The 13,369-nt window shown below is 70.0% G+C and carries 13 protein-coding genes; 9 read left to right on the top strand and 4 right to left on the bottom strand.

The features are described from left to right. Positions 1-71: 71 nt before the first annotated feature. Positions 72-737: a fascin domain-containing protein gene (locus IE140_RS33795; RefSeq protein ID WP_150193493.1), complete on the top strand. Its 666-nt coding sequence runs from the start codon at positions 72-74 to the stop codon at positions 735-737. Between the two features lie 13 nt (positions 738-750). Here IE140_RS33795 and IE140_RS33790 read toward each other — a convergent pair whose 3' ends face one another. Further along, positions 751-1,392: a maleylpyruvate isomerase family mycothiol-dependent enzyme gene (locus IE140_RS33790; RefSeq protein ID WP_150193494.1), complete on the bottom strand. Its 642-nt coding sequence runs from the start codon at positions 1,390-1,392 to the stop codon at positions 751-753. Positions 1,393-1,662: 270 nt separating this feature from the next. Between IE140_RS33790 and IE140_RS33785 the strand changes: the two genes are divergently transcribed. Both IE140_RS33785 and IE140_RS33780 read left to right on the top strand, forming a co-directional pair. Beyond that, entirely contained in the window at positions 1,663-2,136 is a 474-nt protein-coding gene (locus IE140_RS33785; protein WP_150193495.1) for a spore-associated protein A, read from the top strand. Between the two features lie 716 nt (positions 2,137-2,852). Next, the gene (locus IE140_RS33780; protein WP_150193496.1) at positions 2,853-4,193 is read left to right on the top strand and encodes an LAETG motif-containing sortase-dependent surface protein; all 1,341 of its coding nucleotides are present in this window, start codon (positions 2,853-2,855) and stop codon (positions 4,191-4,193) included. 100 nt (positions 4,194-4,293) lie between these two features. On the opposite strand, the gene IE140_RS33775 is transcribed toward IE140_RS33780, so the two are convergent. Further along, complete coding sequence (locus IE140_RS33775; protein ID WP_150193497.1) at positions 4,294-5,289, bottom strand: GlxA family transcriptional regulator; 996 nt, start codon at positions 5,287-5,289, stop codon at positions 4,294-4,296. A gap of 155 nt (positions 5,290-5,444) precedes the next feature. Here IE140_RS33775 and IE140_RS33770 point away from each other — a divergent pair, with 155 nt between their 5' ends. The 3 genes from IE140_RS33770 to IE140_RS33760 all read left to right on the top strand — a co-directional run bounded on the left by IE140_RS33770 (position 5,445) and on the right by IE140_RS33760 (position 8,508). Then, positions 5,445-6,032: a cysteine hydrolase family protein gene (locus tag IE140_RS33770; RefSeq protein WP_150193498.1), complete on the top strand. Its 588-nt coding sequence runs from the start codon at positions 5,445-5,447 to the stop codon at positions 6,030-6,032. A 109-nt stretch (positions 6,033-6,141) separates the two neighbouring features. Next, positions 6,142-7,890, top strand: a complete 1,749-nt coding sequence (locus IE140_RS33765) for an immunity 49 family protein (RefSeq protein WP_167533444.1) — start codon at positions 6,142-6,144, stop codon at positions 7,888-7,890. A gap of 123 nt (positions 7,891-8,013) precedes the next feature. Then, positions 8,014-8,508 (top strand): GNAT family N-acetyltransferase, encoded by a 495-nt coding sequence (locus IE140_RS33760; protein ID WP_150193499.1) that lies wholly within the window; start codon positions 8,014-8,016, stop codon positions 8,506-8,508. An 18-nt stretch (positions 8,509-8,526) separates the two neighbouring features. Here the strand turns inward: IE140_RS33760 and IE140_RS33755 are convergent, their stop codons facing one another. Next, the gene (locus IE140_RS33755; protein WP_150193500.1) at positions 8,527-9,051 is read right to left on the bottom strand and encodes an ATP-binding protein; all 525 of its coding nucleotides are present in this window, start codon (positions 9,049-9,051) and stop codon (positions 8,527-8,529) included. A 152-nt stretch (positions 9,052-9,203) separates the two neighbouring features. Here IE140_RS33755 and IE140_RS33750 point away from each other — a divergent pair, with 152 nt between their 5' ends. From IE140_RS33750 to IE140_RS33740, 3 genes are read left to right on the top strand one after another with little or no spacing between them, the layout of a single operon-like run. Next, positions 9,204-10,274 carry a helix-turn-helix domain-containing protein gene (locus IE140_RS33750; RefSeq protein WP_088576002.1) on the top strand — a complete coding sequence of 357 codons (1,071 nt, stop codon included), beginning with the start codon at positions 9,204-9,206 and terminating at the stop codon, positions 10,272-10,274. Next, a complete protein-coding gene (locus IE140_RS33745) occupies positions 10,271-10,927 on the top strand; it encodes a YdcF family protein (protein ID WP_189461007.1) in 657 nt (218 codons plus the stop codon). The genes IE140_RS33750 and IE140_RS33745 overlap by 4 nt, the downstream gene beginning before the upstream one ends. After that, positions 10,863-11,684, top strand: coding sequence for a WbqC family protein (locus IE140_RS33740; protein ID WP_150193502.1), 822 nt, complete (start codon positions 10,863-10,865; stop codon positions 11,682-11,684). The genes IE140_RS33745 and IE140_RS33740 overlap by 65 nt, the downstream gene beginning before the upstream one ends. Before the next feature lie 204 nt (positions 11,685-11,888). Here the strand turns inward: IE140_RS33740 and IE140_RS33735 are convergent, their stop codons facing one another. Beyond that, the gene (locus tag IE140_RS33735) at positions 11,889-13,289 is read right to left on the bottom strand and encodes a S41 family peptidase (protein ID WP_229827019.1); all 1,401 of its coding nucleotides are present in this window, start codon (positions 13,287-13,289) and stop codon (positions 11,889-11,891) included. Positions 13,290-13,369: the final 80 nt, after the last annotated feature.

Here is a 13,369-nt window from a genome sequence, read left to right as displayed (position 1 = left end):
AGCGGTCGGCGCCCCCATTTCCCTCCGTCGCGGAATCCATCGACACCATGCGAGGAAGACCTGTGCGACGTATGACCTCCGCCCTCCTCTCCCTGAGCGCCCTGCTGGCCGCATCCGCCCTCGCCGCCCCTGCGGCGGGCGCCGCACCGCGGAACGACCAGCCGGCCGCCGCGCCCGCCGGGTGGGAGACGGTGGACGGGCCCGAGCTGGCGAGATTCGCCGGGGCCGACGGAAGAGCCCAGACCCCGGCCGCCACGGGCCGCAGCACCTCCGCGCGGGCGGCCGACTCCGGAACGTTCGCCCTCAAGTCGGTCCGCAACGGAAAGTTCACGGCCACCGAGAAGAACTACGCCGCCCCCAACACCGGTGCCCTGCGGGCGCGTTCCGCAGCGGTGACCGGCGCCTGGGAGGGCTTCGCCTTCGAATGGCACGAGGCCACCCAGACGTACGCACTGAAGTCCCTGGCGAACAACCGCTATGTCGCGGTCGAGGGGAACTACACCGGCAATTCACAGAACGTCCTGCGCGCCCGTTCGACCGGCGCGGGCACCTGGGAGCGGTTCACGCTCTACTACAACGAGGACCTGGACCGCTGGGCGCTCCAGTCCGCGCTGAACGGCCGCTTCGTCGCCATGGAGAACAGCTACACGGGTTCGCTCCAGTACGCGCTGCGCGCCCGGTCCCTCGAAGTGACCGGCTCCTGGGAGCAGTTCGAGCTCTTCGAGATCACCGGCTGACACCACGGGCCCCTCAGGCCGCGGCCCCCGCCAGCGTTCCCAACCCCGGCCCGTCCAGTTCGTCGAGCGCCACCCGGCGGCCGGACACGGCCAGAAGCAGGGACAGGGCGGGGCCCGCCACCTCCGGCCCCTCCCCGATCGACAGGTCGGCGTCCGTCGCCGTCAGCCGGACGGACGCCACCGCCTCCCTCGCCCCGCCGAACGACGCCGGAGTCCGCACCTGGAGACGCAACGCCCGGACCAGCGCCTCCCGCGGATAGGAGCGGGCCAGGCCCACCGCCCGCCGGATGTCCTCGCCGTGCACGACCTCCTCGACCAGCCGGGTGTCGAGCGAGGCCGGAGGCGTGGTCGTCCGCGACACCACCCGGCGCAGCCGCTCCAGCGCCTCCGCGGGCGTCGCCCCACGCCGGAGCTCCACGCCGCGCGCGTTCTGCAGGTCGAAGTCGAACCGCGCCCGCACGAGTCCGGCCACGAAGCCGATACGGGTCGTGAGCGCGGTGTCCACGAGATGGGCGGCCACATCGTGCACGGTCCACCCCGCGCAGAGCGACGGCGTCGCCCACTGCCCGGCGTCCAGCCCCGCGAGGTCGTCCACCAGCGCCGCGCGCTCGGCGTGCACCATGCGCCAGATCCCGCGCTTCGCGTCGCTCTTCACGGCTGCCTCCACTCGACTGCGTCATGACCAGGTCTGCCGTATGAGACCCCGGACGCGCCCGGAACTCATCGCCGGGAGCCGCCGCACCCGTGATCAATAAAGGTGATCTTGTCCCCTTGTGTCATGAATTCGTAACAGCGCGCAAACAGCACAACTCCTCCGCGTCACGACCTGTCCGACAGGGTGTGACTCACACCACTTCGAGGGGTGGGGAGCCGGGCGCCCGACCAGGCGCCGCGCAGTGAACGAATCAAGAAACCGGGGAACGACATGATCAACATCCGACGGGCGTCAGCCATCGGCGCCGCTGTCACCGCCACCGCCTGTGCCGCGGTCGCGCTCGCACCGGCCGCCGTCGCGGCCGAGCCGGCCGCCCACCGGGCCGCCGCGGCACCGAAGGCCGCAGCCGCGCAGTACAACGGAGTCTGCGGCAGCGGCTACGCCGTGGTGAACTCCGCGCAGATCGGCACCAAGGGCACGGTCTTCCTCACGTACAACTCCGCCACCGGCAAGAACTGTGTGGTGACCATCCGCACCAAGCCCGGGAAGGCCGTGCACATGACGGCCTCGCTCGGCTTCGCCTCGCCCACCACGTGGGTCACGGACACGGGGTACTTCACCACGTACGCGGGGCCGGTCCACCTCGACGCACGCGGCCTGTGCGTGACGTGGCGCGGCGAGATCTCCGGCGAGGTGGCGGGCAAGAACGGCACCAACTGCGGCTCCCTGGCCGCGAACCGGTGACGGTCCCGCACTGAACGTCAGCGGCCCGCCGTGTGGTGTGCGCACACCACACGGCGGGCCGCGGCGCACTCACTCCCGGGGCCGGGGCCGGGTCGCCGCGGACGGCGGTCGCGGGCGCGGGCGCGGTACGCCTTGGGTCCCCGGGGGCGATGCCGTCGGGACGCAGGCTCCGGGAAGGTCCGGCGTGGCACAGCGGGGCGGAAGATCGGGGGTGAGCAGTTGGCGTGCGGTCATGGGTCCCACCTGCCGTACGAGGGGAGCCGGTCTGTCTCTCACCAGTGATTCGTAGCCGTACGGCAGGAGGATTGGGCCCGCCCCGACTCAGGCGCCGGGGTCAGGCGCCGGGGCCAGGCGTCCAGGCGCTCAGGCGCTCAGGCGCTCAGCAGCGAGTGCGGTCGATCACTGAGCCACCGGGACGCTCCCGCATGGCCTTCGTCACAGCGAAAACACAGAAATCGAGGGCAACTGCACGCTTTGGCGACGTCTGTCCGCTCCGTGTGACACCGCCCCGGCCCCGGGCCCCCGAATATTCACCCGGCACCGTCACAGAATCCCCATACGATCGGCGCAGGCAGCCCGCGTGATCCATTCCGCCGTGGCAGCCGCCTCTCTCCGTACTCACGCACCCACCGCCTCACCTCCGAACTGCCGGAACGCCGCTCGCCGCTCGCCGCACCACCGCTCGACCTCCTCCCGGAGCCGACCCAAGGGAACCTGTGAAGATTCGCCGCGTACTCGCCACCGCTGTCGCCCTCGCCGTGACCACCCCTGCCGCGCTGCTCTCCGTGAGCCCCGCGTACGCCGACGCCAAGCCGGCGGCGCAGACGCAGGAGAAGCAGAGCAAGCCGACCATCAAGGAGCTGGAGGAGGCGGCCGCCGAGGCGCAGAAGGCGTACGACAAGGCGGCCAAGGCGGAGGCCGCGGGGCGCATCGAGCTGGAGAAGACGCTCGACGACCTCAGTGAGGTCAGCGGCACCCACCCCCTCGCGGTGGCCTCGGCCGCCGCCGATCAGGCCGCCAAGGACGCCGCCGCCGCGAAGACCACCGCCGACCAGGCCGTGACCGACGCGAAGGCCGCGCTCGACGCCCTGACCGAGAACGCCACGGAGGAGGAGAGGACCGCGGCCGAGACCGCGCTCTCCGAGGCCGAGGCGACCGCCACGACGGCCGCCACCGCGAAGACGGCTGCGGACAACGCGGCTGCCGAGGCCGAGGAGAAGCTCGACGACGCACGGGTCGCGGCGGTCCGCGCCTACGGCGTGCTGCAGAACGCGGCGGAGAACGCGCTCGCCGTGAAGGTCGCGGCCGACGCCGCGCTGGCGAAGGCCATCAAGGAAGCCGAAGAGGCCGGGGAAGGCGAGGAGGGCAAGGAAGGCGGGGCCTGCGAGCCCGAGCTCGACCTCACCTCCAAGGTCACCGGCCTGCCGGACAAGCTCGTCGCGGGGACGTCCACCGACTTCTCCCTCCGGGTGACCAACGGCTCCGACCGGCACATGGACGAGGTCCTCGCGTTCGTCTCGGTCCACGCGACCGACAGGAGCGGCCTCAAGGACACGGGCAAGTTCTTCCGCCTCCAGTGGTCCACCAAGTCCGCCCCGAAGTGGCAGAACGCCGACTCGGACGACTACATCGACGGCGTGGGCGCGCTGAAGCCCGGCGCGCACGCCGATGTGAAGCTGCGCCTCACCCTCGACAAGGCCACCCCGGCCGGCAACGGCGTCGCGTTCTTCGCGGCCGACTTCTTCAACGAGGACGGCAGCTGCGGCGGAGCGCCCGACCTCGACATGTACGAGTTCGACGTCAAGGCGGCCGGCAGCAAGCCCGGCAAGACGGGGGACGCCAAGCCCTCCACGACCCCGAGGCCCGGCAACACCGGCACCACCCCGCAGGGTTCGGTGTCGGGCACCCCGGCGAGCACCGGCTCGAACGGCAGCCTCGCCGCGACGGGATCATCCTCCGCCACCACCCCGATCGCCCTCGCCGGCGGTGCGGCCGTGCTGCTCGGCGCGGCGGCGGTGTTCGTGGCCCGCCGCCGGAAGACGGGCACGGACGCCTGACGCTCCGTCACGCATGAAGCCCTGAGGGGGTGGTGAGCCGGGTCCGGCTCACCACCCCCTCGGGTTTCCGCCCCCTCAGGGGACCGCCCCCACACCCCTGTCAGCAGACGGGGGTGGACCGGAACCGGCTCCGGTACTCCGTCGGCGTCGCGTTCAACCGCCGCCGGAACGCCCGCACCAGCGTGTCCACCGTCCCGAACCCGCAGACGGTGGCGATGCGTTCGAGGGTGGAATCGGAGGACTCCAGCTCGTTACGGGCCTTCTCGACCCGTACGGACTCGATGTAGGCGTGCGGGGTCATGCCGAGCTCGGTCTTGAAGATCCGGGTCAGGTGGCGGTCGCTGACATGCGCGTACTCCGCGAGGTCCACGACGGTGAGCCGACGGCCGATGTTGCGCAGGATGTGGTGCCGGAGGTCCTCGATGCGCCGGGTCGCCGAGACCCGCTCCAGCGGAACGCTGAACTGGCTCTGCCCGCTCTGCCGCTTCAGGTACATCACGAGCTGCCGGGCGACGCGCAGCGCGATCGTCTCGCCGAGGTCGTCCGCGACCAGGGCGAGCGACAGATCGAGGCAGGCGCTGATCCCGGCCCCCGTCCACACATCGCCCTCACGGATGAAGATGGGGTCGGCGTCCACCTCGATCTCCTGGTGATCGGCGGCGAGTTGCTGCGCGGTCGACCAGTGGGTGGTGGCCCGCTTGCCGTCGAGCAGGCCGGCGGCGGCCAGCAGATGGGCCCCGACGCAGACGGACGTGGTCCGCCGCGTCCGCGCTGCGAGCGCCTTCACCCGTTCCACCAGCTCGGGATCGACGATGGCGTGCACCCGCCGCTCGCTGTCGACCTCCACCGAGCCGGGCACGATGAGGGTGTCGATGCTCCGCCCGGCGGCCTCCTCGAAGGTCAGATCCGGCAGGATGCGCACCCCGGCCCCGGTGGTGACGGGCTCCAACGTCTCGGCGGCGAGGACGACTTCGTACCCCGCCGCGTCGTCGGTCTCGCGGCGGGCGAGCGAGAAGACCTCCGGGGGCCCGGTGACGTCGAGCAGGTCGACGCCCTCGAAGAGCATGATGACGACGAGCCGCCTGACGGTATCCATGGTTGCCCTCCTGACTCCGTTCCCCCGCCCCATGTCGGTATCTGCATGCTAGACGTCATTGTGGACATGCGGGGCGGCTCCTAGCGTGGAGACCAGCTCGCCGCGCGGAACGGGCGAGCACTTCCCCGACGTACGATTCCCGAGGCGGTACACCCATGTCCCGAACCACCCTGCGCGAACTCAACGGCTTCGACGCGACCCCGGCCACGCTGACCGGCTCGACGCTGATCCTCGTGGACTTCCAGAACACCTACACCCGTGGCGTGATGGAACTCGACGGCTGGCGGCCCTCGTTGGAAGCGGCCGCAGACCTGCTGACCCGGGCCCGCGAGGCGGGCACGAAGGTCGTGCACGTCATCAACGACGGAGGCGAGGGCACCCCGTACGACATCCGGTCCGAGATCGGACAGATCCACCCGGCGGTCGCCCCGGCCGCCGGAGAGCCCGTCGTCGTCAAGCAGGCCCCGAACGCCTTCCACGGCACGGACCTCGGCGAGCATGTGCCCGCCGGCCAGGACGTGATCGTGGCCGGCTGGATGACACACATGTGCGTGGCGTTCACCGCCCAGGGCGCGTTCCTGCGCGGCAACCGCCCCACGGTCGTCGCCGACGCCTGCGCGACGAGATCCCTGCCGGCCCTCGGGTCCGACCTCGACGCCGCCCAGGTGCACGGTGGCGCGCTGGCGACCATCGGCGACCTGTACGGAGTGGTCGTCGCATCCCAGAAGGACATCATGCGATGAAGCCGCCTGTTCACCGCAGCGGAAATCCCTGAAGCAGCCCTTCCCGACCCTCTTCCTCTCCCCGGAGACGACCTCACCCCCCGGCGGTGGCCCTCAGTAGGGTTTCCGGGTGACACAGGACAACGACAGCAACGCACCCGACGCCCATCTGCCCGCATTGACCGCCGACCTGGCCGACCACCTGCGCCGCCTGGTGGCCGACGACCTGAGCGCGCGGGACGGAGTCCGCCCCCAGGTGGACGGAGCGACAGCCGTACGCGAACGCTCCTCCCACAACCTCACCATCCTGGCGCAGCGCTGCGGGGCGGAGGCCCCGGAGCACTGGCCGGCGCTGATAGCCCTGCACTTCACCTCCCTGGACGCGGTGGCGCAGGGCGGCGAGAGCGCCGAGGAGCTGCTGCGCCGGACCGTCCTGCGTCTGCTGCCCGCCGAAGCGCTCACCGGGGACGTGGCAGCCGGCCACCGGTACGCCTGGCAGCCGGCCGACGGCCTGGTGACCGCCCTCGCCCTGGACGCCCCCGACTCCGTACGCATGCTCACCGACGCTGACGTCGAGCGCGTCGGCCTCGACGCTCTGAAGGCGGCAGGCCGGGCGAACCTGCTGGCCGAACCGGTGGAGCACGAGGAGATCCGTACGCCGTCGGGCGCGCTGCTGCACTCGGTCTACGGCGACTCCCACTTCGTGGCGAGCAAGGCGCTCGTCCTGGGTGACCTGGCCCGCACCCTCACCGGCCGGGACCTGCCGGAGGCCGGGGCACTCGTCGTCGTGCCGACCCGGCACCTCCTGGCGTTCCACCCGATCGTCGATGCCACGGTGGTGGACGCGGTCAACGAGATGGGGATGTACGCGGTGGGCGCGTACGAGGACGGGCCCGGTTCCCTCAACCCGCTGCTGTACTGGTGGCGTCGGGACGGTCTGGTCTGCCTCACCGCCTTCGACGAGCAGACCCGCGCGATGCAGGTGGTGCCGCCGCCGGAGCTGATGGACCTGATGCGCGGGCTGCACACGGAAAGCCAGGGCGACACGGAACAGACCCGAGCGGACACCGCGCTCTCGGCCGACGAAACGGCCACCGAAGCGCGGCAGTTCACGGAGCGGCTCCCCCAGGAACCGGCCCTGCTCCCCGAGGCCTTTCGCGCGGCGACGGCCCACGCACTCGCCCGCTGCGTGGAGGACCCCGACAGCGCGAAGCTGGAGACCTGGGAGGCCTGGGTCACCGCCATGCAGCTGGGCGACGCCCTGTTCGCCACCACCCTCCCGCACACGGGCCCGGTGGAATGCCGCATCGGCGACCGCGTCGTCGCCCTGCCCGCCACCGGCCCGTCCCCGCAGGCGAACGCCCGCGCCTGGCTGGACGCCTTCTGGTTCGCCCTCGTCTGCCGCGAGCGCGACCGCCTGTCCCGGCTGGCGCAGATCCCCCTGGACGACCTGCGCCGCGCCGATCCGAAGCAGGACGCCTACCTGCTCCACTGGATCGACACGCTCCAGGCCTACTGGCGCGGCGCGTCCCTGGACGACATCGCCCAGAAGCTCATCGCCACGATGGAGACGTCCGACCCGAAGGTCGCGACCGGCACCGAACCGGCCCTGCTGAACCAGATCGACTACCAGCCGGCCGCCCTCTTCCACCGCCTCATCACCGGGAACCGCGAGGCGTTCGCCGAAATCCTCACCGAAGCCGTGACCCTCCACGACCACTACTGGTCCGACTCGCCGGACCCCCGCAGCCACGTGGCCCTCGGCCCGCTCGCCCTGGCCTGTCTTGCCCACGACGGCGACTTCCCGGTGGACGCGACACTGCCGCGCCTGCCAAAACACCTGATCAGCCGGGCGTGGTGCGGGGAGTTCCCGACCTGACCGTCGAGCAGACGGACCGACGAGCGGAAGGAGGGACAGCACAGCAAGGCCCTCCGTAGCCCGCCGGATGGCACCGCATATCCACGCGCACCCCGTCCGGCCCCCGTGATACACCTCCCTGCCATGGGAGACCTGATGACCGAACGACTCGCGCTGCACCCGATATCCGTGGATGAGGCCGAGCAGATGGCGGCGGGCCGGCCGGACGCCGAGGCGCGCTGGGAGCCCGGCTTCCCGACCGAGGGCGATGTGTCCGTGGCCAAGCGCTTCCTGGAACACTGCGCGGCCACCGGCGATCCTCAGCCGTTCGGCCCGTACGTGATCCGCCGCCGCTCGGACCACCGTGCGATCGGAGGCATAGGATTCCATGGCCCGCCGGACGAACACGGCAGCGTCACAATCGGCTACGGCCTCGTCCCGTCGGCACAGGGCAAGGGGTACGCCGCCGAAGCGCTCCGCGCCCTGCTGCCGTTCGCGCGGGACCAGGGGGTCACCTCGGTGAAGGGCGACGCCGACCACGACAACACGGCGTCCCAGCACGTGATGACAGCGGCGGGGATGCGGCAGGTCGGCGAGGACGAACGCGTCAAGTACTACGCGATCTCCTGGAGTCGGTGAGACCTGGATCCCGTGGCACTACGTTCTTGGCGCGCGCTGAACCAGACCGGTCTGCTGGTCTTCGGGCACGGCCTTGAAGTGGGACCACACGACCTTCCCGAACGGCTCACGGCGGTCGACGCCCCAGTCCTGCGCGAGCGACTCGACGATCCGCAGCCCTCGCCCTGACCCCTGCGTGCCGGCCGCGTGCCGCACCTGTGGGTGTCGCTCGGGACTGACATCACGGCTGTCATGGACTTCCAGGCGGATCAAGTCGTCAAAGGCCGAGAGGCCCACCAGGAATCCGTGGCCGCGGCGCGTGCCGTGGGTCAGCGCGTTGGAAGTTAGCTCCGACGCGCACAGGCGGATGTCTTCGGTTGATCCACCGGTGATCCCCCACGCTGCCAGCGTGGTCGTCACGAACTGGCGTGCCAGCCGGACCGACATCCGCTTCGCGTCGAAGTACCGGCGCGCAGCGCGGGCCACGGCCCTGTCCGGCTGCGGAATCCTGTGACCGACCACCAGTGAATTCGCCGGGCCGGGTAATGCGGTGAAAGGTTCCATGCGTGGACCGTCCAGAAGGTGCGGAGGGCTGGTCCTCCGAGCTTCGCCTTCTCCGAATCGTCGCGGAATCAACCGCTGTTCCACTTCTGTTCCACTTCCGCCCCGCCCTCTGCGCGTGACGTGATTCCATGACGGCCGGAGAGGAGCAAGACGTGGCCACCGTGCACCAGTGGAGCGGCCTGGAGGCCCGGGCTCTGCGCAAGGCGCTGCGAAAGAGTATCCGCGGCTTCGCGGAGCACCTCGGCGTGGCGGTCAACACCGTTGCCAAATGGGAGAAGCTGCTCTCAGAAACGACTCCGCAGGCCGACAGCCAGGCCATACTCGACACCGTTCTCGCCCGGGCCGAGCCCGCCGTGCAGGAGCGCTTCGAGCGCCTGCTGGACAGCGACGGTCTGACGCACCGGCCCCGCAGGCCGCCGGTTCCGTCCCTCGGGGATCACGAGACATGGGCCGAGGACCTGGAGCGGGCGATGGTCTGTCTGAGCCGACAGGACTTCACCTTCGCCCGCACCCTGCTCGACCGGTGGCTGCACCAAGTACTGCCTGGTGAACTGGACGAGCGAGGTCAGTATCTGTACGGCCGGACTCTGACGTTGTTCGGCGATATGAGACGCCTGCAGGGCACGGTCTGCGACCTCATCACGGCGGCGCGTCTGTACGCAGACGCGCGCAGCCTGTTCATCGGCCTCCGCATCCCACGCCGTGCGGCCCAGATCGAGCTGTCACTGGCCGTCGTCGAAGAGATGTCAGGCCGACTCGAATCTGCGGCATCCCGCTACGAGGCGCTGGCCGAGGACGACCGCCTCAGCAGGCTCGACCGCGTGCGGGCCCGTCTCTGGATCGGCACAGCCCTGTCCAAACAGGGCCGAGCCGACTCGGCCATCGTCCTCATGCGGGCGGCGGCCCGGGAGTTCTACGACCTCACGGAACCGGTGGACTGGGCGGTGGCCCAGCAGAAGCTCGCTCTGGCCCATCGTGGAGCGGGCGACCTCATCCACGCCCTCCGCTACATCGAGACAGCACGCTCGACCGGACGTCCGAACTCCCCGCTGGAGCATGTACAGCTCGACACCGCTCACGCGCACATTCTGCTGTCCGACCCGGCAACCGCCGGCGAAGGACGGACAACCCTCGCCGGAGCAGCTGCCACCGCCGGTCAGCACGGGCTGGGGCACCAACTGCGCAGCATCGAAGCAATCCGCGAAGCCCAGGAGTGCGCATGACCTCGATCACCGGCGCGGACAGAGGTGATGCCCGAATCCTCTGGAACTTCAATGTACTGAAGCAGCCGGTCCGCCCATGTTCGGCGGCACTGGCCCTGGGCGGCTGCGACATCGGGGTCGCCGCCGCAGCAGCCGATCTCTACCGGGCCCGGCTCTTTCCCGTAGTGGCCTTCTCGGGCGGCATCATGCCGGGCACAAGCAGGCGGTTTCCCCGGGGCGAGGCAGTCCACTTCCGGGAGAGAGCGATCGCCCTGGGGGTGCCGGAAGAGGCCACCCTGCTGGAGCCGTATGCGACCAACACCGGGGAGAACATCCGCTTCGGCCGCACGGTGCTGACGGGCGACGGGAGGACGATGCATTCGGTTCTGCTGATCTCCATGCCCTACATGCAGCGCCGCGCGTACGCCACCTGCCGCAAGCAGTGGCCGGAGGTCGACCCCGTGTGCGCTTCCCAGCCGGTGGCCTTTGACGAGTACGCCAAGGAACAGGACGACGAGGCGGAATTCATCTCCATGATGATGGGCGACACGCACCGAGTCATGGAATATCCCCGCCGTGGCTTCGCCATCGAGCAGGAGGTTCCGGAACATGTCCGCGACGCCTTCGAACGCCTCCGGAAACGCGGCTACGACACCTGGCTGCTCTCCGACTGACCGAACGTCCAGGCCCCCGGCCGGCCCCCTCTGCGCCATCCACCAGCCCAATCTCTTCCCCCGTCTGTCCACGCTCGCCAAGCTGTACGCGGCGGACTACTGGGTCGTCCTGAATGACGTCCAGTTCGCCCGCCGGGACTACCAACAGCGAGCCCGCCTCGGATCACTGCTCGATCCGCAGCACCGCCACTGGCTGACCCTCCCGACCCACCTTCCACGCGGCAGACCGACACTCATCAAGGAAGCCAGGGTTGTCGACCCGGCGAGGTCCCGCCGCAAGCTGCTGCTGTCCCTCCAACAGCACTACGGAACCAGCCCGCACTGGGCTTGCTTGAGCGAAGCACTCCAGCCGCTTCTCGATCTCATGAAGGACACGGAAAGCACCGCCGAGGTCACGGAGGCCTCCACACGGCTACTTCTCGATCTGCTCGGCTGGCGAGGCCGAATCGTCCACAGCGACACACTGCCCGCGCGTACCGGCCGATCCGAGAGGCTGGCAGACCTCGCGGCCTCGATGGTCGCCACCAGCTACCTGTGCGGAACCGGAGGCATGCGGTACTTGAGGCCCGATCCCTTCGCGGCCCGGGGCATCGGCGTCCTTCCCTTCCGCACTCCGACGGCGGGCGGGGCGTGGTCCGGCGCGCGGGAAATCAGCGCTCTATGGGCATTGATGACCCATGGACCCAACAGCCTGTCCGCTCTCCTGCGCGGACACCAGGGTGCCGTTTCCCGCGAGTGGGCAGCGTTGAGACCCTGACCGCGTCACGGCTCGTTCGGAGTGGTCGACGGCCAGGTGACGTTGCGGGACCCGAAGTCCGGAGACTCCTTTTCCGGTTCCCGCGGACGCCGTGCAGGTCCTCACAGCCGGGAAGGGGACGCCAGGTTCTTCCATCCCGCGTGATTGCCGGTTCTGATGGTCCCCAGGGCTCCCGCTGGGACCGCGCCGGCCGCCCTGTTCGCGTCAGCTGCCAGAACCGCCATGGTTATGCAGGACACTCACGGCCCTGTCGAAGGCCGAGTCCTTCTTCCGGTCGAACTCCTCCTTCGTGAAGACCGGTTCGGTGAGATGCGGCGGAATGCCGGTGCCGTCGAAGGTCCGGCCCGAACTCGTCAGGAACTCCTCGTTCGGCAGGTAGGCCGACATTCCGTTGGGGAGCTTGCGCATCATGACGTCCGAGAAGACGCCCTGGGTGGGCTGCCCGATCCGGACCGTTCTGCCGGGCCGGTCCATGAGGGCCTGGGTGAAGGTCTCGCCCGCGCTGAAGGTCGAGCCGCCGGTCAGCACGGCGATCGAGCCGGTGTAGTGGGGACCCTGGGCAGGTAGGACGTACGCAGGCTGGGGGCGGGTGTGCCGGCTGGGGTCGGCGGGGTCGTTGCGGGCCCGCTTGGCGTAGGCGACGTACGGGGTGTCGGTGAGGCGCTCAGCGATGTGGATGCCCAGGGCATCGGAACCGCCGCCGTTGATCCGCAGGTCGATGATCAGGCCCTTCAGGCGACGGGGGCGATCCTTGCCGAGCGCCGTGTCCAGTGCCGTTTCCAGCTCTGCCAGTTGGGCCGCGTACGACGTGTCCTCGCCCGCGTACCCACCGAAGCCGGAGATCCGCAGGTAGCCCTGACCGCCAGGGAGGTCCGCGTAGGTGATGCGTCCGTTGGCGAACTCCTGGAGATTCCGTGCGTCCTTCAGGTCGCGTTCCATGATGAACTTCTTGACCTTCGTGTCCAGTTCCCCGGTAGGCACGGTCGTTCCGGGGCGGGGCTGGGCGAAGACGCTGTCGCCGTGCTGAACGGCGACGTGGGCGTCGTGGAACGGCCGGACCATGTCACTGAAGACATCGAAGAGCTCGTCCTCGGTCGTCTTCGCGTCCACCTTGGGCCGGTACTGCTCGCGTACGGCGTTCCAGTCGATGCCCTTGGCAGAAAAGAAGGGGTAGTTCTCCTCGAAGGACTGCCAGAAGACGTCGAAGGCGGCGAGCGGACCGCCGTCGGCCGGACGCGTACAGGCCTCGGGCAGCTCCCCGATCCGGCGTAGCTTCCGGTCACCGACAGAGCCGTCGGCCCGCATCGACGCATGGTCGCGGTGGCCCGAGGTGCGCACGGTGATGACCGTGCCGTCGGGTGCGGTGTAAGTGCCGGGACCGGTCCGGCGCGCGGAGTCGCCCTCGACGCAGCTGACGGCGGTGGTCTGAAACTCCTGGAAGGTTCCGTTCCGGATGGCCAGCACCGTGCCGTAGCCATCCATCCTCCAGAATCCGTCAACGGTCGGCTTGTAGGCGGTGGAGGTGGAGGTGGTGGTGGCTGACGTGCCTCCGCCGGCGAGGGCGGCGAGGGCCAGGGCGCCGGCGGTGGCCGTGATGACGCGCACGATCTTGCCTTCTCTGTGGACGACTTGCTCGGGACCACTTCACGGTCCCCGACAGACGTCCTCCCGACCATCCAGCTGTC

Origin of the sequence: Streptomyces parvus (assembly GCF_014648875.1) — a bacterium.
In the GTDB taxonomy this organism is placed as follows: domain Bacteria; phylum Actinomycetota; class Actinomycetes; order Streptomycetales; family Streptomycetaceae; genus Streptomyces; species Streptomyces parvus.
This window is presented reverse-complemented; position numbering and strand designations above follow the sequence as displayed.